We start from the raw sequence: 21,223 nt of genomic DNA on the forward strand, positions 1-21,223 counted from the left end.
CAGCCCCGCTTGTCGGGGTCGGGGCGCGTGTCGGCGGCCACCCGGCCAACTCCTCTTGAGCGATATGCCTCTCAGGCATATCCATGCCTCGGAGGCATATCGAAACGAGAAGGCTTCGCCGCCAGCTGCCGGCACCCAGCGTCACGGAGCTGAGCGGCAGCCCGGCTCGGGGCGCGGGCTCAGCGTTCCCGGACCACCGCGACCGGGCAGTGCGCGTGGTGGATGAGCTGCTGGCTGACCGACCCGAGCAGCATGCCCCGCAGCCCGCCCCGGCCCCGGGTGCCGACCACCACGAGCTGGGCCTGCCGGCTCGCCTCCACCAGCAGCGCGGCCGGGTTGCCCGGGCTCACCTGGACCTCGACCGGTACGTCTGGGAAGGCCGCCCGCCACTGGGCGAGGTCCGCCTCGGCGGCGGCCCGTTCGCGGACGGTGGTCTCCTCCGGGTCGAAGCCCGGCGGCACCCAGCGCTCGCCGGGCGCCTCCCAGACCCGGAGCACCCGCAGTGGCACGTCCCGCTGCGCGGCCCGCTCGATGGCGAAGCTGAGCGCCCGGAGCGAGGTCTCGGAGCCGTCGACGCCGACCACCACCGGGCCGGAGGTGGGTACCTGCCCGTCCCGGATCACCACGACCGGGCAGTGGGCGTGGGCGCTGACGGAGACCGTGGTGGAGCCGGCGAGCAGGCCGCCGAAGCCGCCGTGCCCCCGGCTGCCGAGCACCAGCATCCCCGCCTCCGCGGAGCGCTCCTGCAGCACCAGGGCGGGCGGCCCGTCGAAGACCTCGCCCTGCACGGTGAGGCCGGGCCGCTCGGCGGCGGCGTCCGCCGCCGCCTTGCGGACCAGGTCCTCCACCTGCCGGCGCGCGGTCTCGTCCGGCCAGATGCCGGGCGCCACCCCGGGGCCGATCCAGCCGGCCACGGTCAGCCACTCGAAGACGTACGCCAGCCGGACGGGCCGGCCCGAGCGGCCCGCCTCGTCCAGCGCCCAGTCGAGGGCGACCGTCGCGTCGGCGGAGCCGTCGTAGCCGACCAGGATCTCGTCGGTGGTCACCGCCCGCTCCGTACCGCGGGATCGGTCTCCCGGATCCAGCGCCACTCGGCGACCCGGGGGTCGTCCTCGCCGTACTGGCGGGTGTAGTCGCGGCAGGCCTGGCGGGCGTCGACCATCTCCTGGCGCAGGTGCGCGGCGCGCGCGGCCAGCCCCGGCACCCGGTCGATGACGTCGATGACCAGGTGGAAGCGGTCCAGGTCGTTGAGCATCACCATGTCGAACGGCGTGGTGGTGGTGCCCTCCTCCTTGTACCCGCGTACGTGCAGGTTGTCGTGGTTGGTGCGCCGGTAGGTGAGCCGGTGGATCAGCCACGGGTAGCCGTGGTAGGCGAAGATGACCTGCTTGTCGCGGGTGAAGATGGTGTCGAACTCGCTGTCCGGCAGGCCGTGCGGGTGCTCCGACGGCGGCTGCAGGCGCATCAGGTCGACCACGTTGACCACCCGCACCTTCAGCTCGGGCAGGTGCTGGCGGAGCAGGTCGGCGGCGGCGAGGGTCTCCAGCGTCGGCACGTCGCCGGCGCAGGCGAGCACCACGTCCGGCTCGCTGCCGTCGTCGCTGCTGGCCCAGTCCCAGATGCCCAGGCCGCGCCGGCAGTGCTGGATCGCCTCGTCCATGGCCAGCCAGTTCGGCGCCGGCTGCTTCCCGGCGACCACCACATTGATGTAGTGCCGGCTGCGCAGGCAGTGGTCCATGGTGGAGAGCAGGGTGTTGCCGTCCGGCGGCAGGTAGACCCGGACCACCTCGGCCTTCTTGTTCACCACGTGGTCGATGAAGCCCGGGTCCTGGTGCGAGAAGCCGTTGTGGTCCTGCCGCCAGACGTGGCTGGAGAGCAGGTAGTTCAGCGACGCCACCGGCGCCCGCCAGGGGATGTGCCGGGTCACCTTCAGCCACTTGGCGTGCTGGTTGACCATCGAGTCGACGATGTGGATGAACGCCTCGTAGCTGGTGAAGATGCCGTGCCGGCCGGTCAGCAGGTAGCCCTCCAGCCAGCCCTGGCACAGGTGCTCGGAGAGCACCTCCATGACCCGGCCGTCGGGGGAGAGATGGTCATCGCCGGGGATCTCGCTGCCGACGAAGGCCCGGTCGGTGACCTCGAAGGCGGCGCCGAGCCGGTTCGAGGCGACCTCGTCCGGCCCGAACAGGCGGAACGTCTGCGGGTTGCGGGCGATCACGTCGCGTACCCAGGGGCCCAGCGCGCCGGCCGCGCCGGCCACCGGCTCGCCCGGCTGCCTCACGTCCACCGCGTAGTCGCGGAAGTCGGGCAGTTCCAGGTCGCGCAGCAGCCGGCCGCCGTTGGCCACCGGGTTGGCGCTCATCCGCCGGTCACCCTTCGGCGGCAGGGCGGTCAGCTCGGCGACCGGGGCGCCGGTGGCGTCGAAGAGGTCCTCCGGCCGGTAGCTGCGCAGCCAGCGCTCCAGCTCGGCCAGGTGCGCCGGGTTGTCGCGTACCTCGTCGATGGGCACCTGATGGGCGCGGAAGGTGCCCTCGACCTGCTTGTTGTCGACCTGCTTCGGGCCGGTCCAGCCCTTCGGCGTACGCAGGACGATCATCGGCCAGCGGGGGCGCTCGACCGGGCCCCCGGAGCGGGCCCGGCGCTGGATCTCGGTGATCTCGTCGAGCACCCGGTCCAGGGTCGCGGCGAGGTCCTGGTGCACCCGCGCCGGGTCGTCGCCCTCGACGATGTACGGCTGGTAGCCGTAGCCGCGCATCATGCCGAGCAGGTCCTCGGCGGGGATCCGGTCCAGCACCGTCGGGCTGGCGATCTTGTAGCCGTTGAGGTGCAGGATGGGCAGCACCGCCCCGTCCCGGGCCGGGTTGAGGAAGACGTTGGACAGCCAGCTGCCGGCGAGGGGGCCGGTCTCCGCCTCGCCGTCACCGATCACGCAGGCCACCAGCAGGTCCGGGTTGTCGAACGCGGCCCCGTACGCGTGGCTCAGCGCGTATCCCAGCTCACCGCCCTCGTGGATCGACCCCGGCACCTCGGCGGCGACGTGGCTGGGGATGCCCCCGGGGAAGGAGAACTGGCGGAACAGCCGGGCCATCCCCGTCTCGTCCCGGCCCACGGAGTGGTAGAGCTCGCTGTAGGTGCCCTCCAGCCAGGTGTTCGCGACGATCGCCGGTCCGCCGTGCCCCGGACCGGTGACGAAGATGGCGGACAGGTCCCGGTTGACGATGACCCGGTTGAGGTGCGCGTAGATGAGGTTGAGGCCGGGGCTGGTGCCCCAGTGCCCCAGCAGGCGCGGCTTGACGTGCTCGGGCTTGAGCGGTTCGCGCAGCAGCGGGTTGTCGAGCAGGTAGATCTGCCCGACGGTGAGGTAGTTGGCCGCTCGCCAGTAGGCGTCAAGCCGGCGCAGCTCGTCTTCGGTCAGTGGGCTGTGCAGGTCGAGAGCGGTGTCCATGCTGCATTAGCCTCTCGCGGCTCGGGGTCTTCTGCCACCCGGGAGGCGGATTTCCGCCCCGGGCAAGTCCAGCCTCGTCGCTCGGACCGGAATCGATCAGGGCCGTTGGTCCCGGTACCCGCGGGCGTCATGGCCCGTCCTCGCCTTCGGGGTCGAGTCCACGGACGACGATCACCGGGGCGGGCGAGTGGTAGAGCAGGGACTGGCTGACCGCGCCCAGCATGCCCCGCCACGGCTCCTCGCCCCGCGCCCCGACCAGGGCCAGCTGCGCCGAGCGGGACTGTTCGACCAGGACGGTGCCCGGATCGCCGCGGACGGTGTGGCACTCGGCGGCCACCGCCGGGTGTCGCGGGGCGTACCGGGCCACCGCCTCGTCGAGCAGGCGGTCGTCGTCCGGGTGGTCGGGCTCGACGACCCGGATGGCGAGCAGCCGGGTGCCGCGCCGCTCCGCGCAGTCGAAGGCGTAGCCGAGCGCCGCCCGGCCGCTCTCCGATCCGTCGAACCCGACCAGCAGCGGCCCCTGCGGCGGAGGCGTGGACCGGCCGACCAGGACCGGGCAGCCGGCCCGGGCGGCGAGCTGCACGGCGGGCACGTCGCTCGGTACGCAGGTCGCGCAGTCGGCCATGCCGCCGTCGCCGATCGCCAGCAGGAACGCCGAATCGGCGGCCCGGACCAGCGCCTCGACCGGTGAGCCCTCGACGATCTCGGACGTCACGGGCACCGCCGGTTCGGCGTCGTGGGCCATCTGCCCGGCCCGCTCCAGCAGCTCCTCGGCGGCGTCGCGCGGCGCGCCGACCGTGGCCGCCTCCAGGGCCGCCGCCCAGTTGAAGGCGTGCAGCAGGTGCAGCGGGCGGTCGTGGGCGGCCGCCTCCCCGACGGCGGTCCGGACCACCTGGAGGTCCTCCTCCGACCGGCCGACGCCGACCACCACCGCGCCGTGGGTGGGTGCGGCCATCCCGCCTCACCTCCCGACCGCGTAGCCCTCACTCACGGTAGTCGTGGCCCGGCCCGGCCCGGACCGGGTCGGCGGAACTGGAGCCGGTTCACCGCGGCGGGGAACCGGACGGGCCGGTCAGCGGGGGGTGGGGAGCGTGGGGTGGACGCGGATGACGGCCGCGGTGGCATTGTCATCGCCGCCCTCGTCGAGGGTGGCGGCGAGCAGGGCCTCGACGGTCCGCGCCGGGTCCCGCCGCGCCGCCAGCAGGTCCCGCAGCCGGTGGTAGCCGAGCTGGTCGCTCACCCCGTCGGTGCAGAGCAGCCAGGTGTCACCGGTGCGCAGCGGCACGGCCAGCAGGTCCGGTTCCGGCTTGTCCGGGTGGCCGACGTAGCGCAGCAGCTGGTACCGCGCCCGGGCTGCCTCCGGGGAGTCCGCCGGCCACCAGCCGTGCACCACGCCCAGCCAGGCCATGGTGTGGTCGACGGTGATCAGCTCCAGGAGCCCGTCGCGCAGCCGGTACGCCCGCGAGTCGCCGAGCTGGACGAGCCACCCCTGGCCGCCCTCCGGCTCGGCGACCAGTGCCGTCAACGTGCAACCGGTGAGCCCGGCGACGGCCGCCCCGGCCCGGCGTACCCGAAGTTGGGTCTCCGCCGTGGCGGCGCGCAGCAGGTCCGCGCCGACGGCGGGCCAGCCGGCGCGGACCTGCTCGACGAAGGTGCCCATCGCGGTGGCGCCGGCGACCCGGCTGCCCTCGCCGTCGCCCATCCCGTCGGCGACCGCCGCGAACGGCAGCTCCGGGTCGAGGTGCAGCACGTCGAAGTTCTCCGGGTAGCGGTGCCCGACCACGCTGCCACCGGCGATCTCCAGGGTGAGCTGCCCGACGGTCGGTCGGCGGGCCTCGACGGGTCGGTCCGGGGGGCGACGGCGGAACACCAGCGGACCGTAGCACCGCTCCGGGTGCCGCCCGGCGCGTCGGAGTTCGTGTCTTCTGTCAACCGGGGTTGACAGAAGAGCGATGTCAACCTACGTTGACAGCATGAGTCAGGCGACGGAACTCGCGGCGGCCGCCGGCAGCACCGACCCGAAGGTCGGGCTCCGGGCGGTGCTCGCCCTGCGCCGGCTGCTCGAGCGACTCGAGGTGGTCCAGGTGGACAACGCCCGTCGGCAGGGCTGGTCCTGGCAGGAGATCGCCGACGCGCTCGAGGTCAGCCGGCAGGCGGTCCACAAGAAGCACGCCGGGCGACCGGCGGTCCGAGGAAGCTGGGAGGCGTGATGTTCGAACGGTTCACCGACCGGGCCCGGGCCGTGGTCCGGCACGCGATCGACGAGGCCCGAGCCGAGGGCCGGCGCCCGGTCGGCACCGAGCACCTGCTGCTCGGCGTCCTCGCCGACGGCGACAACCTGGCCGTCCGGGTGCTGGCGGCGGCGGGCGTGCGGGCCGACGAACTGCGCGCCGCCGTGGCCCGGCACACCGCCGGCGGCGTCGACGGCCTCGGCGAGGCGGACGCCGCGGCGCTGCGCGAGATCGGCATCGACCTCGCCGCGATCGTCGCGCGGATCGAGGAGTCGTTCGGTCCCGACGCGCTGCGCGAGGCGTCACCGGCCCCGCGGCGCTGGTGGGGCGGGCGCCGCCGGCCCGACGACGGACGGTTCTCGCCCCGGGCGAAGAAGGTGCTGGAGCTGTCCCTGCGCGAGGCGATCCGGCTGCGGCACCACCACATCGGCACCGAACACCTCCTGCTCGGGCTGCTGCGGGAGGGGAACGGCCTGGCCGCGCTGGTGCTCACCGAGGCCGGCGCCGACCTGGACGACCTGCGCCGGCGGGTGGAGGCCGCGCTGCGGACGGCGGCCTGACACCCGGCCCGGCCGGGCTAACCCGTACGGCCCGCGGTCAAACCTGTTTGCGGTCCACGCAACGTCGGTCTCCGTCGGCTCGCTGACCCGCCTGAGTTGCTGCACACTGACGCCGTGGACGGTGGACAGGACAAGCGCCCGGTGACCGCGGACAACCCTGCGCCACGCTCCGCGGTGGTGGTCAACCCCACCAAGGTGACCGATCTCGACGACTTCCGCCGGACCGTGAACGACGCCCTCGACGCCGCCGGCTGGCCCGCGCCGAGCTGGTACGAGACCACGGTCGAGGACCCGGGCCGCGGGCAGACCGAGGCCGCCGTCAAGTCCGGCGCCGAGGTGGTCTTCGCCTGTGGCGGCGACGGCACCGTGATGGCCTGCGTCACCGCGCTCGCCGGCACGGAAGTCGCGCTCGCCGTGCTGCCCCAGGGCACCGGCAACCTGCTCGCCGCCAACCTCGGCCTCTCCAACGACCTGGCCGCCGGGTTGGAGGTCGCCATCGAGCGGGGCATGCGGCGGCTCGACGTCGGCGTCGTGGGCGACAGTTGCTTCGCGGTGATGGCCGGGATGGGCTTCGACGCCCAGATGCTCGACTCCACCTCCGAGACGACCAAGCAGCGGATCGGCTGGCCGGCGTACCTCGTGGGGGCGGCCCGGCACCTGCGGGACCGGCCGATGCGGGTGTCGATCCGGATCGACGGCGGGCCGCCGCTGCGCCGCCGGGCCCGTTCGGTCCTGGTCGCCAACGTCGGCCGGCTCCAGGGCGGCGTACGCCTGCTCGGCGACGCCGAGCCGGACGACGGCTGGCTCGACGTCGCGGTGCTCACCCCGCGGACCCTCGGGCACTGGCTGGCGATGGGCTGGGCCCTGGTACGCCGCCGGGGCAGCGTGCCCCGGATGGAGGTGCTCCGGGGGCGCAAGGTCGAGATCACCAGCAACCGCGCCCAGCCCCGGCAGCTCGACGGCGACCTGATCGAGCCGGGCCGGTCGCTGAAGGCCGAGATCCGGCCCGAGTCGCTCTGGCTCTGCGTGCCGCGACCGGCGCGTCACCCCGACCTGTCCGTGGACGCCGAAGCGGCGGGCGAGCGCGGCGAACGGTTGGTCGAGGAGACTCGCCGTGAGTAGCACCAAGCTGGTGCCCGAGACCCGGCTGATGGCGGCGGAGGAACTCTCCGCCGACGACGCCTGGCACACCCTGCGCCGGCACGGGGGCTGGTGCCTGCTCCGGGACGCCTTCATCCGGTTCCGCTACGGCGACGGCTTCAGCCACTCCCGGGCCTTCGCCCTGCAGCTCTGCCTGGCCGTGGTGCCGTTCCTGATCGCGCTCACCGGCCTGATCACCGATCTCGGGGCCGACGAGGGCGGTCGGGTGGTCGCCGACACCGTGCTCGCGCTCACCCCCGGGCAGAGCGAGTCCGTGGTGCAGGAGCTCCTCGTCGACTCCGAGCACGCCGAGCGGGCCGGCGAGCTGGCGCTGACCCTCGGCCTGCTCACCGGGCTGGTCGCGCTCACCACGGTGATGGCCCAGATCGAGCGGGGGGCCAACCGGATCTACGGCGTCGAGCGCGACCGGCCCGCGCTGGCCAAGTACGCCCGCGCCGCCGTCCTCGCGCTGACCGCCGGCGTGCCCGCGCTGGCCGGGTTCCTGATCCTGGTGGGCGGCCGGGCGATGGGCGAGTCGGTGCGGCGGCACTACGAGTGGGGCAGCTTCGCCAACGCCGCCTGGGACGTGGTCCGCTGGCCGCTCAGCCTCGGCCTGACCGTGCTGGCCGTGGCGGTGCTGTTCCGGCACGCGCCCCGGCGCAAGCAGCCCGGCCTGTCCTGGCTCTTCTTCGGCGCCGGCATCGCCACCGTGCTCTGGTGGCTGGCCAGCGTGCTGCTCGCCGGCTACGTCAAGTACAGCGCCGGCTTCGGGCAGACGTACGGGGCGCTGACCGGGATGATGGCGCTGCTGCTGTGGGCCAACCTGACCGGGATGGCGCTCTTCGGCGGGCTGGCCTTCGCCGCCCAGTTGGAGGCGATGCGGATCGGCGTGGAGGAGCCCGCCCAGCCCGACCTCTGGGAGCCGGAGGCCGAGCGGGAGGAACTGCTCGACACCGGCGACATGACCGCCCTCTGACGCCGCCCCCGCGTGTACGCGGGCCCGGAATCGGGTACAGCGCGCCTCGCGGACGACAAGGGAGGTGCTGCGGTGACCGCGGTCAAGGAGACGGCCCGCCGGCCACTCGGCCATTTCGCCGAGCGCAGCGTCGCGGGGCTGCTCGCCGTCGCCGGCGCGGGCGTCGGGTTCGGCGTGCTGCTCATGCTCGTCCGGTTCCACTGGGGGCCGCTCTACCACGCCGACCACGAGGCCGCCGAGTGGTTCAACCAGCTCGTGGCCCCGCACCACCCCCTGGTCACCGTGCTCCAGGCGATCACCGACCTGGGCGGCCGGCCGGTGCTGATCTGGCTGGTCACCATCGCCGTGATCAGCCTGCTCATCCGCCGCCAGTCCCGGCTGGCGGCCTACCTGATCGTCACCGGGGCGGGCGGGCTGATCCTCGACCCGTCGCTGAAGGCGCTGGTCGGACGGCTCCGCCCGGTGGTCGACGTGCCGATCACCCACGCCCCCGGCAACAGCTTCCCGAGCGGGCACGCGCTCGGCTCGTTCGTCGCGTACGGGGCGCTGCTGCTGGTCTTCCTGCCGGCCCTGGCGCCCCGCTGGCGCAGGCCGGCCATCGCGATCGTCGGCGTGCTGGTCCTCCTGATCGGGCTGACCCGGATCGCGCTGGGCGTGCACTTCGTCTCCGACGTGCTCGGCGGCTGGCTGCTCGGCGCGGCCTGGCTCGGCGTCACCGCGTACGCCTTCCGGCTCTGGCGGCGCGAGCGGGGCCGGCCGGTGCCGCCGATCAGCGAGGGACTGGAGCCGGAGGCGGGGCAGGAGATCAAGCCCGCGCCGGCCGAGGAGCACGTGCTGGAGCATCCCCGCTCCGCCGTGGCCGAGCTGCTGGTCGGCTGGGTGATCGTGTTCGGCGCGCTCTACGGCTTCGGCATGGTCGTCAGCTACCACGCCAAGGGCACCTTCCTCGACGCCCTGGACACCGAGGTCCCGCAGTGGTTCGCCGCCCGGCGCACCGACCAGCTCACCGAGCTGAGCTGGTGGTGGAGCAAGTTCGGCGACACCCACGCGATCCTGCTGGTCTCGCTGGTCTTCTGCCCCCTCGTGCTGGCGGTCTGGAAGCGCTGGCGGCCGGTGCTCTTCGTGGTGCTGGCGATGTTCGGCGAGCTGAGCCTCTTCCTCGCCAGCGCCCGGGTGGTCGAGCGGCCCCGCCCGCCGGTGCCGAACCTGGACGGCCACATGCCGACCTCGTCCTTCCCGTCCGGGCACATCGCGGCCACCATCTGCCTGTGGAGCGCGATGGCGATCATCGTGTTCGCCCGGACGGACCGCTGGTGGCGGTGGCTCTTCGTGGCGATGGCCGTGATCATGCCGGTCGGGGTGGCTACCTCACGGATGTACCGGGGCATGCACCACCCCACCGACTTCATGGGCGCGATCCTGCTCGGCGCGCTGTGGATCTCCCTGCTCTACTGGGTGGTCCGCCCGAACGCCGACGTGCAGCAGGGCAACAAGCCGGCCATCGAGTCGGACCAGGTGCACGAACTGGACGACGAGCTGGCCAAGGCCGGCCGGGAGGAGTGACCTGGCGTCGATGCTGCGGGTGATGACCTGGAACATCCGTACCGGCGGGCGGGACCGTGACGGGACCGACCGGTGGGACGGGATCGTCGCGGTCGTCACCGCCCAGCGCCCCGACGTGCTGGCCCTGCAGGAGCTGCGTGGGCTCGACCGGGACGGGCGGATGGCCGAGCTGGCGGGCCGGGTGGGCATGCTGCCCCACCTGGCCCGGTCCTGTTTCGGGCAGCCGGTGGCGGTGCTGGTCCGGGCGCCGCTGCGGGTGCTCCGGTCCGGCCGGGTGCGCCGGCCCTTCCACCACGCCGCGATCCGGGTCGAGGTGGCCACGTCCGCGGGCCCGCTGACCGTGTTCAGCACCCACCTCGACCCGTACTCCGGCGGCCGGCGGCGGATGGAGGCCGAGTGGCTGGCGTCGACCCTCCGGCGAACCGGGGGTCGGTTGGCGCTGCTCGTCGGGGACCTGAACACCCTCGAGCCGACCGTCGACCACACCGCCCGGCTGGCCGGCCTCGCCGATCTCTACCGGCGGCGGCACCTGCGCCGGGACAGCCGTACCGTCGACACCCGCGCGGTGGCCCGGCTGCTCGACGCCGGCCTGGTCGACCTTTGGCCGTACGCCGGTGGGGCCGAGCCGGCCGGGCTGACCGTGCCGACCCGGCACGGTGGGGCGGAGTTCGCCGCGATGCGGCTGGACTACCTGCTCGCCACCCCGGAGCTGGCGGCCCTGACCCGCGCGGTCCGGGTGGTCCGCGACGACCCGGCCGACACCGCCTCCGACCACTATCCGGTCCTGGCCGACCTGGCGCTGGACCCGGCCTGACCGGCGTCACAGCTGGCCGGGCCGTCGTTGGCCCGGCTCGGCGGCGCCGGCAGGTGGCGGTGGCCCGGCTCGGGATTCCGCAAGGGGCGGCCTTGCGGCCCGGTGATCCCGCGCCATGCCGCAACCCGAGTCGATCACCGTCGCGTTGCCGCCGCTGACTACGGTGACGCTGCGGTCAGAGGATCAGGTTCAGCAGCACGGTCAGCACCACCGAGGCCAGAATCGAGAAGAGGATCATCAGCAGGCAGCCGAGGCCGCCTCCGGCGGGACGGATCTCGGTGTTCCCGATACGCATGGACTCACCTTCGCAGGGCGGGCGCCAGCAGGGTGCGGATCGCGTCGGCGACCTGCGCGGGCGCGGTGGTGGCGACGTTGTGCGCGGCACCCGGCACCACGGCCGACCGGCCGTCGGGGAGCAGCCGGGCCGCCTCCTCCCGCCAGCCGGTCGGGACGACCGGGTCGCGGGACCCGGTCAGCACCAGCGTCGGGGCGGTGACCCGGACCAGGTCCGCCTCGATCGGGTTGTGCACCGAGTGGGACAGGGTGGCGAGGACCCGCCAGAGCCGGGCGTCCCACACGTCCCGCAGCAGGATCGGCGCCTGGAACTTGGCCTCCCGCAGGCTGTCCACCAGCCAGCGGCCGAGCTGACCACGGCGGCTGCGGGCGGCCGGGTCGCTGGTCGGGCCGGCCAGCACCAGGGCGCGGACCAGGTCGGGACGGCGGGCGGCGAGGGCGGCCGCCACCTCCGCGCCGAACGAGTGCCCGACCAGGCAGACCCGGTCCAGGCGGTACGTCGCCAGCCAGGCCGCCAGGTGCGCGGCGTGCCGGGGCACGTCGTACGCCGTGCCGGGGCGCTCGGTCAGGCCGAAGCCGGGCAGGTCCGGCACGTACACGGGATGGGTGGGGGAGAGGGCGACGGCCAGCGGGGTGAGGTAGCGGTGCGAGACGGCGAGCCCGTGCACCAGCACCATGGCCGGCGCCCCGCCGCCCGGGTCGGCCGAGCGGCGGGTGTGCGTCCGCAGCCCGTCGACGAGCCGGAACTCGCTGGTCAGCCCGGCGGCCGGCCGGGGCGCGGCCAGGGCGAGGCGGAGTTCCGCCGGCCCGAAGCGGCCCGGCGGCGAGGGCCGGGCGGGTGGCCTCGTCACAGCGCGCGCAGCCGGGGCAGCAGCTGCTCCTGCGCCCAGTCGAGGAACATCGGCTGGCTGTCGCCGCCGATCTGCACGACCGCCACGTGGGTGAAGCCGGCGTCGACGAACTTCTTGACCGCCTCGACGTGCTTGTCCACGTCCGGCCCCAGGGAGATGCCCTGCGCCACGTCGTCCTCCCGGACGAACTGGGTGGCCGCCTCGAACGCGCCCGGGTCGGGCAGGTCCGCGTTGACCTTCCAGCCCATGCCGAACCACCGGAACTGGTCGTGCGCGATCTTGCGGCACTCGGCCTCGTCGGGGCCGTAGCAGATCGCCACCTGGCCGTAGCGGGGGCGGCCCGCGCCGCCGGCCTCCTCGTACATCTCGACCAGGTGCGGCAGCGGGTCGGTGGCGATGAGGGCGTCGGCGTACTCGGCGGCGAGGGTGGCCGACTGCCGGCCGGACGCGGCGACGGCCATCGGCACCGGGCGGTCCGGCCGGTCCCAGACGTACGCGTCGGGCACGTCGAAGTGGTTGCCGGAGAAGGTCAGCGTCTCCCCGTTCAGCAGGGGCCGGATGATCTGGAGCGCCTCCTCGAACATCTCGTGCCGCTGCTGGACGTGCGGCCAGCCGCCGACCACGTGCTCGTTGAGGTTCTCCCCGGCGCCCAGACCGAGGGTGAACCGGCCGTCCGAGAGCACCCCGACCGTGCTGGCCTTCTGCGCCACCACGGCCGGGTGGTAGCGCCGGATCGGGCAGGTGACGAAGGAGAGCAGCTCGGCCCGGCTGGTCGCGTGCGCGACCGCCCCGAGCACCGACCAGGCGTACGGGGAGTGACCCTGGGTGTCGAGCCAGGGGTTGTAGTGGTCGGAGATCACGAGATGGTCGAAGCCGGCGGCCTCGGCGCGGACGGCGTAGTCGACCAGCTGCTTCGGGCCGGCCTGTTCGCACATGAGCGTGTAGCCGACGTGGACCATGCGCTTCTCCTTCCGGGCGGATCGTCACCGGATACCCCGACCCGTGGGGGTCAACCCTGGTGTCCACTTCCGCTGCCGCCGGATGTCTTGACGGCGCGGGGGAGGATGCCTACAGTTCCGGGCTTAACCGGTTCAGACCCGGGTGGCGCAAATCCTGTGGTGGGGATGACCGCCCCTGTGGCGGCCCGTGGCGACACGGGTCGCCACAGGACAACGCCTTGGCCATCGATGAACTTAACCGGTTGCCTTCCGCGTTCCATCGCCCTACGCTGATGCCTGCGTCCGCCGGGAGTCGGGCGGCGGCTGTCGGGCTCAGCCGCCTTCGCCTACGTCACCACCACCGCACCCCCACCTGGGCACGGGGGAGACCTCCCTGAGGACAACCATGAAGAAGTTGCTCTCCGTCGCGGGCGCCGCCCTGCTGACGGTCCTCGCCGGCGTCTTCGCCTACGGGCAGCCGGCGCACGCCGCCGCGGGGTTCTCCGTCTCGAACGGGCGGCTCTACGACGCCAACGGCACCGAGTTCGTCATGCGCGGGGTCAACCACGCGCACACCTGGTACCCGCAGCAGACCAGCTCGTTCGCCAACATCAAGCGGCTCGGCGCGAACACCGTCCGGGTGGTGCTGGCCAGCGGCGACCGGTGGGCCAAGAACGACACCGCCGACGTCGCCAACGTCATCTCGCTCTGCAAGGCCAACAAGCTGATCTGCGTGCTGGAGGTGCACGACACCACCGGCTACGGCGAGCAGAGCGGGGCGATCACCTTGGACCGGGCGGTGGACTACTGGCTGAGCATCGCCAGCGCGCTCCAGGGCCAGGAGAAGTACGTCATCGTCAACATCGGCAACGAGCCGTACGGCAACCAGGGCTACGCCACCTGGGCCACCGACACCGCCAACGCCATCAAGCGGCTGCGCGCCGGCGGCCTCACCCACACCATCATGGTGGACGGCCCGAACTGGGGGCAGGACTGGTCCTTCACCATGCGGGACAACGCCGGCACCGTCTTCACCGCCGACCCGCAGAAGAACACCGTCTTCTCCATCCACATGTACGGCGTCTTCGACACCGCCGCGGAGATCACCGACTACCTGGGCCGGTTCCGCACCGCCGGACTGCCCATCGTGGTCGGTGAGTTCGGCTTCAACCACTCCGACGGCAACCCGGACGAGGACACCATCATGGCGTACAGCCAGGCCAACGGGATCGGCTACCTCGGCTGGTCGTGGAGCGGCAACGGCGGTGGCGTCGAGTACCTGGACATGGCCACCAACTTCGACCCGAACCAGCTGACCAGCTGGGGCCAGCGCATCTTCAACGGCGCCAACGGGATCAAGGCCACCGCCAAGGAGGCGTCGGTCTACTCCGGCACCACCTCGCCGAGCCCGACGACCAGCCCCACCACCAGCCCGAGCCCGACCACCCCGCCCCCCGGCGGCTGCACCGCCAGCTACACCATCGTCAACTCGTGGCAGGGCGGCTTCCAGGGTGAGGTCAAGGTGACCGTCGGCGCGGCCGCCATCAACGGCTGGACGACGAAGTGGACCTTCGCCAACGGCCAGACCGTCACCCAGTCGTGGAACGCCACGATCAGCAGCAGCGGGTCGACGTACACCGCCCGCAACGTGGACTACAACGGCCGGCTCGGCGCCGGGGCCAGCACCACCTTCGGCTTCCTCGGCAGCTGGACCGGCAGCAACGCGGTGCCGGCGGTGACCTGCACCGCGAGCTGACCACCGCCGTACCACCGGTGGCCGGGTCCGCGCGGACCCGGCCACCCCCCTTCCGCGGTACGCACCGAGGTGATCGACTCCTCTACCCTGGCCCGGTGCTCGCCGAGGAAGCGCCGAAGGTCACCGACTGGATGCAGGCCTGGGGGAGTCTGGCCGGCCTGCTGATGTCGACGGTCGCCGTGCTGTTCACCGGACTGCTCTTCCGGCATGAGGTGCGGGTACGCCGGGAGGAGAAGCGGGACGCCGAGGCGGCCCAGGCGCGGCTGGTCCTCGCCGTCCTCGACCAGCCGGAGCCGTTCCGGGCCCCCGGCGCGCGGGCCCTCCCCGCCCAGGTGGGCTACCGGCTGCTGAACTTCAGCGGCGCACCGGTCCTGGACGTGCTGATCCGGTACGTGTGGGCCGGCGGTTCGATCGGACCGACCCACCACGTTCCGGTCCTGGTGGGTGAGGAGAAGGGCGAGCTCCGGTTCCCCGACGAACTCGAGCCGGAGGTGCTCCAGGCGCTCGACGACTTCTCCGCCATCGAGATCATCTTCACCGACGCCAACGGCCAGAAGTGGCAGCGGGTCGACCGGAGCGCGCCGGTCCGGTACGTCGAACGGCAGTACCGGGACCCCTCCGTGCTCGGCGTGGTCGCGGCCGTCGCCGGCATCATGCTGGCCGCGCTGCTCGCCGGTTTCGGGCTCAGTCTGGTCGTGCACTGACACCGGTTCGGCGACCTGGCGGTGTCCATCCACCCCCGGACCCCGCCACCTCGCCGAGGTGGGGCGGATCAACGGGTCGCCAGTCGCGCCGCCCGCAGGAGCAGGTACTCCTGCTCGGGCCGGCTGGTGGTCCGCCCGGCGGCGGCCCGGTAGTGCGCCACCGCGGCCTCCCGGTCGCCGGCCATCTCGTGCAGGTGCGCCCGGGCCGCGTCGAGCCGGTGGTGCCCGGCCAGCCGCGGGTCGCCGGCCAGCGTGCCCAGGGCGTCCAGCCCGGCGGCCGGGCCGTGCACCATCGCGGTCGCCACCGCCCGGTTGAGCGACACCACCGGGTTGCCGGAGATCCGTTCCAGCACCTGGTAGAGGGCGAGGATCTGCGGCCAGTCGGTCTGCTCGGCGCTCGGCGCCTCGTCGTGCAGCGCGGCGATGGCGGCCTGGAGCTGGTACGGCCCGACCGGTCCGCGGGCCATCGCCCGGGTGACCAGCGCGGTCCCCTCGGCGATCGCCGCCGCGTCCCACCGGCTGCGGTCCTGGTCGGCCAGGGAGATCAGCTCGCCGGACGGTCCGGTCCGGGCGGCGGCCCGGGCCTCGGTGAGCAGCATCAGGGCGAGCAGGCCGGCCACCTCGCTGTCGTCGGGCAGCAGCGCGTGCATCGCCCGGGCCAGCCGGATCGCCTCCTCGGCCAGGTCCACCCGGCGCAGGTCGGCGCCGAGGCTGGCGGTGTGCCCCTCGGTGAAGATCAGGTAGAGCACGTGCAGCACGGTGGCGAGCCGGGCCTGCCGTTCCCCGTCGTCGGGCATCCGGAACGGCAGCCCGGAACTCCTGATGCGCTGCTTGGCCCGGCTGATCCGTTGCGCCATGGTGGCCTCGGGGACGAGGAAGGCGTTGGCGATCTCGGCCGTGCTGAGCCCGCCCACCGCCCGCAGGGTCAGCGCGATCGCCGACGCGGTGGAGAGCGTCGGATGGCAGCAGAGGAAGAGCAGGACCAGGGTGTCGTCCCGGTCCGCGGCCAGCGGCTCGTCCGCGGCCGGCGCGGTCCGCCGGTCGTCGCCCTCCCGCCGGGCCGCGCGGTCCTCCCGGTCCCGGCGGGCCGTCTCGGCCCGGACCAGCTCGATCATCCGGCGGTACGCGACCTGGACGAGCCAGCCGCGCGGATTGTCCGGCAGCCCCTCGGCCGGCCACTGGGTGGCCGCGTCCAGCAGCGCCTCCTGCACCGCGTCCTCGGCGGTGGCGAAGTCACCGAACCGGCGGGCGAGCACGCCGAGGACCTGCGGCGCCAGCTCGCGCAGCAGGTCCTCGACGGTGTGATCCGGTATGCCCAGGTCAGATCTCCTGCGGTGGGGCGGACATGACGGGGTGCACCTCGATCGGCATGTTCAGCGGTCGCCCGCCCGGCCCGGGCGCGGTGGAGATGTGCGCGGCGATCTCGACCGCCCGCTCCGGGGTCTCGCAGTCCACGATCCACCAGCCGGCGAGGAACTCCTTGGTCTCCGCGAACGGCCCCTCGGTGACCACCGGGGCGCCGTTCTCCCCGGCCCGGACGATCCGCGCCTGCTGCGGGCCGCCCAGGCCCTCGCCCTGGACCCACTCCCCGTCGGCGGCGAGCTTCGCGTTGACCTCCCGCATGAAGCCGATGTGCGCCTGGATCTCCTCCGGCGTCCAGGTGTCGATCGACGGGAAGTCGGCCCCGGCGGCGCTGAACTGCATCAGCAGCATGTACTTCACGGTTCGCTCCTCACGTCCGTGCACCGATTCTCGGTGCTTCCACCCGCAGGTAGAAGCCGCCACCCCGGTTCTCGACATCCGCCGGGGAAGAATTTCCGAAATTCTTGTGCCGCCCGCGTCGACCGCACCCGGACCGCCCCTCAGACGGCGGTGACCTCCAGCAGCAGCGCCTGTTCGGGATGCAGCGCGGGCACCTGCAACCCCACCACGCCCAGCACCGACCCGCTCAGCGTCACCCCGTCGCCCGAGGCCAGCCAGCCCGGCTCGGTGAACTGGAGCACCGCCGGCTCCGGCACCCCGGCCGGCGGTCGTACGGCATAACGCCGGGACGGGTCCAGCCCCGGCAGGCGCACCACCCCCGGCGTCTGCGCCACCGAGGTGGCCAGCCGGGAGACCGCGTACACGGCGTGGGAGCGGTCGTGGGCGACCACGCCGTGCGCCTGGACGGCCGGGTCGGGGTGGTCCACCCGGACCACCCGGCCAGCGTGCAGCAGCGGGCGGAGCCGCTTGTGCAGCGCCACCCAGGCGGCGAGTTCGGCCCGCTCTGTCGCGGTGATGCCGCTGATGTCCCACTCGATGCCGTGGTGGCCGAAGAGCGCGGTGGTCGCCCGGAAGCCCAGGTCGTGCACCCGGTGGGTGGTGTGCGAGCGCTCCGGTCCGATGTGGGTGCCGATCAGCTCGGGCGGGAGCAGCAGGCCGGTCCAGCGCTGGATCGACAGCCGCTCCAGGGCGTCGTTGCAGTCGCTGGCCCAGACCCGGTCGGTGCGGCGCAGGATCTCCAGGTCGACCCGGGCCCCGCCGGAGGAGCAGCTCTCGATCTCCACGCCCGGGTGCCGGGCGCGCAGCTCGTCCAGCAGCCGGTAGACCGCCACGGTCTGCGCGTGCACCCCGGGCCGGCCGGCGTGCCCGGCCTCGGTGAGGTCCCGGTTGTGGTCCCACTTCAGGTAGGCGATCCCGTCGTGCTCCGACAGCACCGCGTCCAGCCGGTCGAGCAGGTGGGCGTACGCGTCGGGGTGCGCCAGGTCGAGCACCTGCTGGTGCCGCCACTCCGGCGGCAGCCGGCCGGGGGTCTGGAGCAGCCAGTCCGGGTGGGCCCGGAACAGGTCCGAGTCCGGATTCACCATCTCCGGCTCGACCCAGAGCCCGAACTGCATCCCGTGCTTGCGGACGTGGTCGATCAGCGGTTGCAGCCCGTCGGGCCAGACGTCGGCGTCGACCCACCAGTCGCCCAGCCCGGCCCGGTCGTGCCGGCGCCCCCGGAACCAACCGTCGTCCAGCACGAAGCGTTCCACGCCCACCTCGGCGGCCCGGTCGGCGAGACCCGTGAGCCGGTCCAGGTCGTGGTCGAAGTAGACCGCCTCCCAGACGTTCAGGGTCACCGGGCGCGGGGTGCGCGGGTGCTGCGGGCGGGCCCGCAGGTGGGTGTGCAGCACGTCGCTGAGCCCGTCCAGCCCGGCGGCGGAGTGCACCGCGTAGAGCAGGGGAGTGGCGTACTCGTCGCCGGGGGCGAGCACGATCTCGCCCGGGGCGAGCAGCTCACCGCCGCCCAGGGTGGACTCGCCGGTCGGGCGGCGCTCGGCGACGGTGACGTGGTCGCCGCTCCACGCGGTGTGCACCGCCCACACCTCGCCGTGCCCGAAGCCGAAGCCGGGCGTGCCGGCGACCAGCAGCAGCGTGGCGTCGTGCCCGGTGCGGCCGTGCCGGCCCTCCCGGACCCAGGCGCCCATCGGCCACGGGTGCCGCTGCGGGGTCCGTTCCCGGCACCAGCGGCCGGTCAGGTCGAGCAGTTCGGTGGCGACCGCCGGGACCGGCAGCACCGGGGTCAGCTCCCGTACCTCGTAGGGGGCGTCGCCGTCGTTGCGCAGCCGGTGCCGCAGGGTCAGCAGCCCCGCCGCGTCCAGGGTGATCTCGACGGTCAGCGACAACCCCGCGCCCGGGTCCGCCGCCCGCACGGTCACCCGCGCGGCGCCGGCCCCGTCGCGGTCCCGCTCCTCATCGGATACGCGCACCGCCTCCCCGCCCACCGCCACGCGACCGGGTGCCGGGGCGCCGTCGACCACGTCCACCCCGTCGAGGCGGAAGGCGGTGGACCAGTCCCGGCCGTCGCGGTGCCCGGCCAGGCCGGGCCGGCCGCTCCAGCCGGCGCTCGCCTCGGGCAGCAGCGACAGCACGGTGGGCGCGTCGAAGCTGCTCGGGACCACGGGCGGGATCGTGGCGTCGACCAGGGCGGGCAGCTCGTCGGCGGGCAGCGGGCCGAGGTCGGCGCCCCAGTGCAGGATCCGGGGCAGTCCCGGCCCGCGCGCGTCGAGCACCAGGCTGGTCCGCGCGCGGCGCAGGTGGACGATGGTCATCCCTTGGACGCCCCCAGGGTCAGGCCCCGGACGAACTGCTTCTGCAACAGGAAGAAGATCACCAGGGTGGGGATCGCGACCAGCACCGAGCCGGCCGAGACCAGGTTGTTGTCGGTGAAGAACTCGCCGCGCAGGTTGTTCAGCGAGCTGGTGACCGGGAACTTGTCGCCGGTGCGCATCAGCACGGTGGCCCAGAAGAACTCGTTGTAGATCCAGGTCACCTCCAGGGTGGCCAGGGCGGCCAGGGCCGGCCGGCACAGCGGCATGGTGACCTGCCAGTACTGCCGCCAGACGCTCGCCCCGTCGACCATCGCCGCCTCGTACAGCTCGTGCGGCAGGGCTTTCATGTAGTTGCTCAGCACGAAGACGCAGAAGCCGCACTGGAAGGCGACGTTGACCAGGATCAGCCCCCAGTAGCTGTCGTACAGCAGCTCGGAGTCGCTCATCCAGGCGGGCAGCGGGATCTCGGTGAACATCCGGAACAGCGGGATCAGCAGGGCCTGCTGCGGCAGCAGGTTCGCCGCGGTGAAGAGGCCGAGCAGGGCGATGTTGAACTTCCAGCTGAACCGGGCGATCACGAACGCCACGCAGGAGGCCAGGAAGAGCGTCAGCAGCACCGCCGGGACGGTGATGTAGATCGAGTTGAGGAAGTGCTTGCCGAACTCCGCGGTCCGCCAGGCGGTGAGGTAATTGTCGACGGTCCAGCCGCCGAGCGAGACGTAGCCGTGGCTGGCGGTGTACTCGTACGACCGGAGCGAGGTGAGCACCGCCCAGAGGATCGGGAAGAGCCAGCCGACGGCCACCGTACCCAGGAAGAGGTGCAGGACCACCCGGGCGGGCCGCAGCGGCCGGCGGCGCCCGGCCGGCGCGGCGGCCGAGCTCTCGCGGGTCAGGGTCGCGGCCGTCATCGCTTGTCCTCCCGCATCACGGTGGCCAGGTAGAGGGTGATGAAGACCAGGGAGACGACCAGCATGATCGTCGCCAGCGCCGAACCGAAGCCGATCCGGCTGGCCTCGCCCACCACGTTCGCGGTGACCAGCGCGGAGATCAGTTCCAGCCCGTTGCGTCCCTTGTTGACGACCCAGACCAGGTCGAACGCGCGCAGCGACTCGATCACCGTCACCACCAGCACGATGATGTTGATGGGACGCATCACCGGGAAGACCACCCGGAAGAAGGTGCTGGTCTCCGAGGACCCGTCCACGGCGGCGGCCTCGCGCAGCGACGGGTCGACGCCCTTCAGGCCGGCCAGGTAGAGCAGCATGATGTAGCCGACGTGCCGCCAGCCGGAGGCGACGAGCACCGCCCAGATGTTGACGTGCGGGTCGCCGTACCAGTCGGTGTCGCCGCCGAGCAGCGCGTTGAGCAGGCCCTGGTCACGGCTGTAGATGAGCTGCCAGACGAAGCCGATCAGGGCCAGCGAGAGCACCACCGGCAGGTAGAGCGCGGTCTGGTAGAACCGGCTGCCGCGCAGCTCCTTGTCGAGCAGCACGGCGAGGAACATGCCGAACGGCGTGGCCACCACGAAGAGCGCGACCAGCCAGAGCAGGTTGTTCTGGATCGCCGGCACGAACGGCGGGTAGATGTTCACCACGTCGTCGTAGTTCTTCAGGCCGACCCAGTTGATGTCGCCGAGCGGGCCGATGCCGTCCCAGTTGGTGCCGGACAGCAGCACCGTTGCCGCCGCCGGCAGCCAGACCAGGCCGACCACCAGCAGCAGGGGTACGAGCACCATCAGCGTGATCACCACGCGGTCGGTGCGGGACAGGAGCCGTAGCCGGCGGCCACGACCACGCGCGGTGGTGGTCGTGGCCGGCGGCGGTACGGCGCGATCCGCTTGGATCAGGGGCAGGTCGGACATGGTGTCCTCCCCCTTTC

At 73.2% G+C, this 21,223-nt stretch carries 19 protein-coding genes; 8 read left to right on the top strand and 11 right to left on the bottom strand.

What is annotated here, in order from left to right:
• Window positions 1–179: 179 nt before the first annotated feature.
• From ACGFI9_RS14445 to ACGFI9_RS14460, 4 genes are all read right to left on the bottom strand, one after another.
• On the bottom strand, window positions 180–1,046 hold the full coding sequence (locus ACGFI9_RS14445) for a universal stress protein (RefSeq protein WP_393178422.1): 867 nt from the start codon (window positions 1,044–1,046) through the stop codon (window positions 180–182).
• On the bottom strand, window positions 1,043–3,445 hold the full coding sequence (locus ACGFI9_RS14450; RefSeq protein WP_393178423.1) for a phosphoketolase: 2,403 nt from the start codon (window positions 3,443–3,445) through the stop codon (window positions 1,043–1,045). The genes ACGFI9_RS14445 and ACGFI9_RS14450 overlap by 4 nt, the downstream gene beginning before the upstream one ends.
• Window positions 3,446–3,572: 127 nt before the next feature.
• Window positions 3,573–4,400, bottom strand: coding sequence for a universal stress protein (locus ACGFI9_RS14455; protein ID WP_393178424.1), 828 nt, complete (start codon window positions 4,398–4,400; stop codon window positions 3,573–3,575).
• Between the two features lie 117 nt (window positions 4,401–4,517).
• Entirely contained in the window at window positions 4,518–5,315 is a 798-nt protein-coding gene (locus ACGFI9_RS14460) for a PP2C family protein-serine/threonine phosphatase (protein WP_393178425.1), read from the bottom strand.
• 103 nt (window positions 5,316–5,418) lie between these two features.
• Between ACGFI9_RS14460 and ACGFI9_RS14465 the strand changes: the two genes are divergently transcribed.
• From ACGFI9_RS14465 to ACGFI9_RS14490, 6 genes are all read left to right on the top strand, one after another.
• Complete coding sequence (locus tag ACGFI9_RS14465; RefSeq protein ID WP_089010418.1) at window positions 5,419–5,655, top strand: HTH domain-containing protein; 237 nt, start codon at window positions 5,419–5,421, stop codon at window positions 5,653–5,655.
• Window positions 5,655–6,236: a Clp protease N-terminal domain-containing protein gene (locus ACGFI9_RS14470; RefSeq protein ID WP_393178426.1), complete on the top strand. Its 582-nt coding sequence runs from the start codon at window positions 5,655–5,657 to the stop codon at window positions 6,234–6,236. Before ACGFI9_RS14465 ends, ACGFI9_RS14470 begins: the two co-directional genes overlap by 1 nt.
• A gap of 114 nt (window positions 6,237–6,350) precedes the next feature.
• On the top strand, window positions 6,351–7,358 hold the full coding sequence (locus tag ACGFI9_RS14475) for a diacylglycerol/lipid kinase family protein (RefSeq protein ID WP_393178427.1): 1,008 nt from the start codon (window positions 6,351–6,353) through the stop codon (window positions 7,356–7,358).
• Window positions 7,351–8,352, top strand: a complete 1,002-nt coding sequence (locus ACGFI9_RS14480) for a YihY/virulence factor BrkB family protein (protein WP_393178428.1) — start codon at window positions 7,351–7,353, stop codon at window positions 8,350–8,352. Before ACGFI9_RS14475 ends, ACGFI9_RS14480 begins: the two co-directional genes overlap by 8 nt.
• A 72-nt stretch (window positions 8,353–8,424) precedes the next feature.
• Window positions 8,425–9,915: a phosphatase PAP2 family protein gene (locus ACGFI9_RS14485; protein ID WP_393178429.1), complete on the top strand. Its 1,491-nt coding sequence runs from the start codon at window positions 8,425–8,427 to the stop codon at window positions 9,913–9,915.
• Between the two features lie 10 nt (window positions 9,916–9,925).
• Entirely contained in the window at window positions 9,926–10,729 is an 804-nt protein-coding gene (locus tag ACGFI9_RS14490; protein ID WP_393178430.1) for an endonuclease/exonuclease/phosphatase family protein, read from the top strand.
• A 299-nt stretch (window positions 10,730–11,028) separates the two neighbouring features.
• On the opposite strand, the gene ACGFI9_RS14495 is transcribed toward ACGFI9_RS14490, so the two are convergent.
• Window positions 11,029–11,874, bottom strand: a complete 846-nt coding sequence (locus tag ACGFI9_RS14495; RefSeq protein WP_393178431.1) for an alpha/beta fold hydrolase — start codon at window positions 11,872–11,874, stop codon at window positions 11,029–11,031.
• Window positions 11,871–12,833, bottom strand: coding sequence for a TIGR03557 family F420-dependent LLM class oxidoreductase (locus tag ACGFI9_RS14500; RefSeq protein WP_393178432.1), 963 nt, complete (start codon window positions 12,831–12,833; stop codon window positions 11,871–11,873). Before ACGFI9_RS14500 ends, ACGFI9_RS14495 begins: the two co-directional genes overlap by 4 nt.
• 385 nt (window positions 12,834–13,218) lie before the next feature.
• Here ACGFI9_RS14500 and ACGFI9_RS14505 point away from each other — a divergent pair, with 385 nt between their 5' ends.
• Both ACGFI9_RS14505 and ACGFI9_RS14510 read left to right on the top strand, forming a co-directional pair.
• Window positions 13,219–14,568 carry a cellulase family glycosylhydrolase gene (locus tag ACGFI9_RS14505; protein WP_393178433.1) on the top strand — a complete coding sequence of 450 codons (1,350 nt, stop codon included), beginning with the start codon at window positions 13,219–13,221 and terminating at the stop codon, window positions 14,566–14,568.
• 95 nt (window positions 14,569–14,663) lie between these two features.
• The gene (locus tag ACGFI9_RS14510; RefSeq protein ID WP_393178434.1) at window positions 14,664–15,272 is read left to right on the top strand and encodes a hypothetical protein; all 609 of its coding nucleotides are present in this window, start codon (window positions 14,664–14,666) and stop codon (window positions 15,270–15,272) included.
• Window positions 15,273–15,340: 68 nt separating this feature from the next.
• Here ACGFI9_RS14510 and ACGFI9_RS14515 read toward each other — a convergent pair whose 3' ends face one another.
• The 5 genes from ACGFI9_RS14515 to ACGFI9_RS14535 form a co-directional block, all read right to left on the bottom strand.
• Window positions 15,341–16,528: an RNA polymerase sigma factor gene (locus ACGFI9_RS14515; protein ID WP_393178435.1), complete on the bottom strand. Its 1,188-nt coding sequence runs from the start codon at window positions 16,526–16,528 to the stop codon at window positions 15,341–15,343.
• Between the two features lie 64 nt (window positions 16,529–16,592).
• Window positions 16,593–16,985, bottom strand: a complete 393-nt coding sequence (locus ACGFI9_RS14520) for a YciI family protein (protein WP_393178482.1) — start codon at window positions 16,983–16,985, stop codon at window positions 16,593–16,595.
• Window positions 16,986–17,134: 149 nt separating this feature from the next.
• The gene (locus tag ACGFI9_RS14525; protein ID WP_393178436.1) at window positions 17,135–19,345 is read right to left on the bottom strand and encodes an alpha-galactosidase; all 2,211 of its coding nucleotides are present in this window, start codon (window positions 19,343–19,345) and stop codon (window positions 17,135–17,137) included.
• Window positions 19,342–20,253 carry a carbohydrate ABC transporter permease gene (locus tag ACGFI9_RS14530; protein WP_393178437.1) on the bottom strand — a complete coding sequence of 304 codons (912 nt, stop codon included), beginning with the start codon at window positions 20,251–20,253 and terminating at the stop codon, window positions 19,342–19,344. The genes ACGFI9_RS14525 and ACGFI9_RS14530 overlap by 4 nt, the downstream gene beginning before the upstream one ends.
• Window positions 20,250–21,206, bottom strand: a complete 957-nt coding sequence (locus ACGFI9_RS14535) for a carbohydrate ABC transporter permease (RefSeq protein ID WP_393178438.1) — start codon at window positions 21,204–21,206, stop codon at window positions 20,250–20,252. The genes ACGFI9_RS14530 and ACGFI9_RS14535 overlap by 4 nt, the downstream gene beginning before the upstream one ends.
• Window positions 21,207–21,223: the final 17 nt, after the last annotated feature.

It is taken from the genome of Micromonospora sp. NPDC048930, assembly GCF_043197935.1.
GTDB lineage: Bacteria > Actinomycetota > Actinomycetes > Mycobacteriales > Micromonosporaceae > Micromonospora.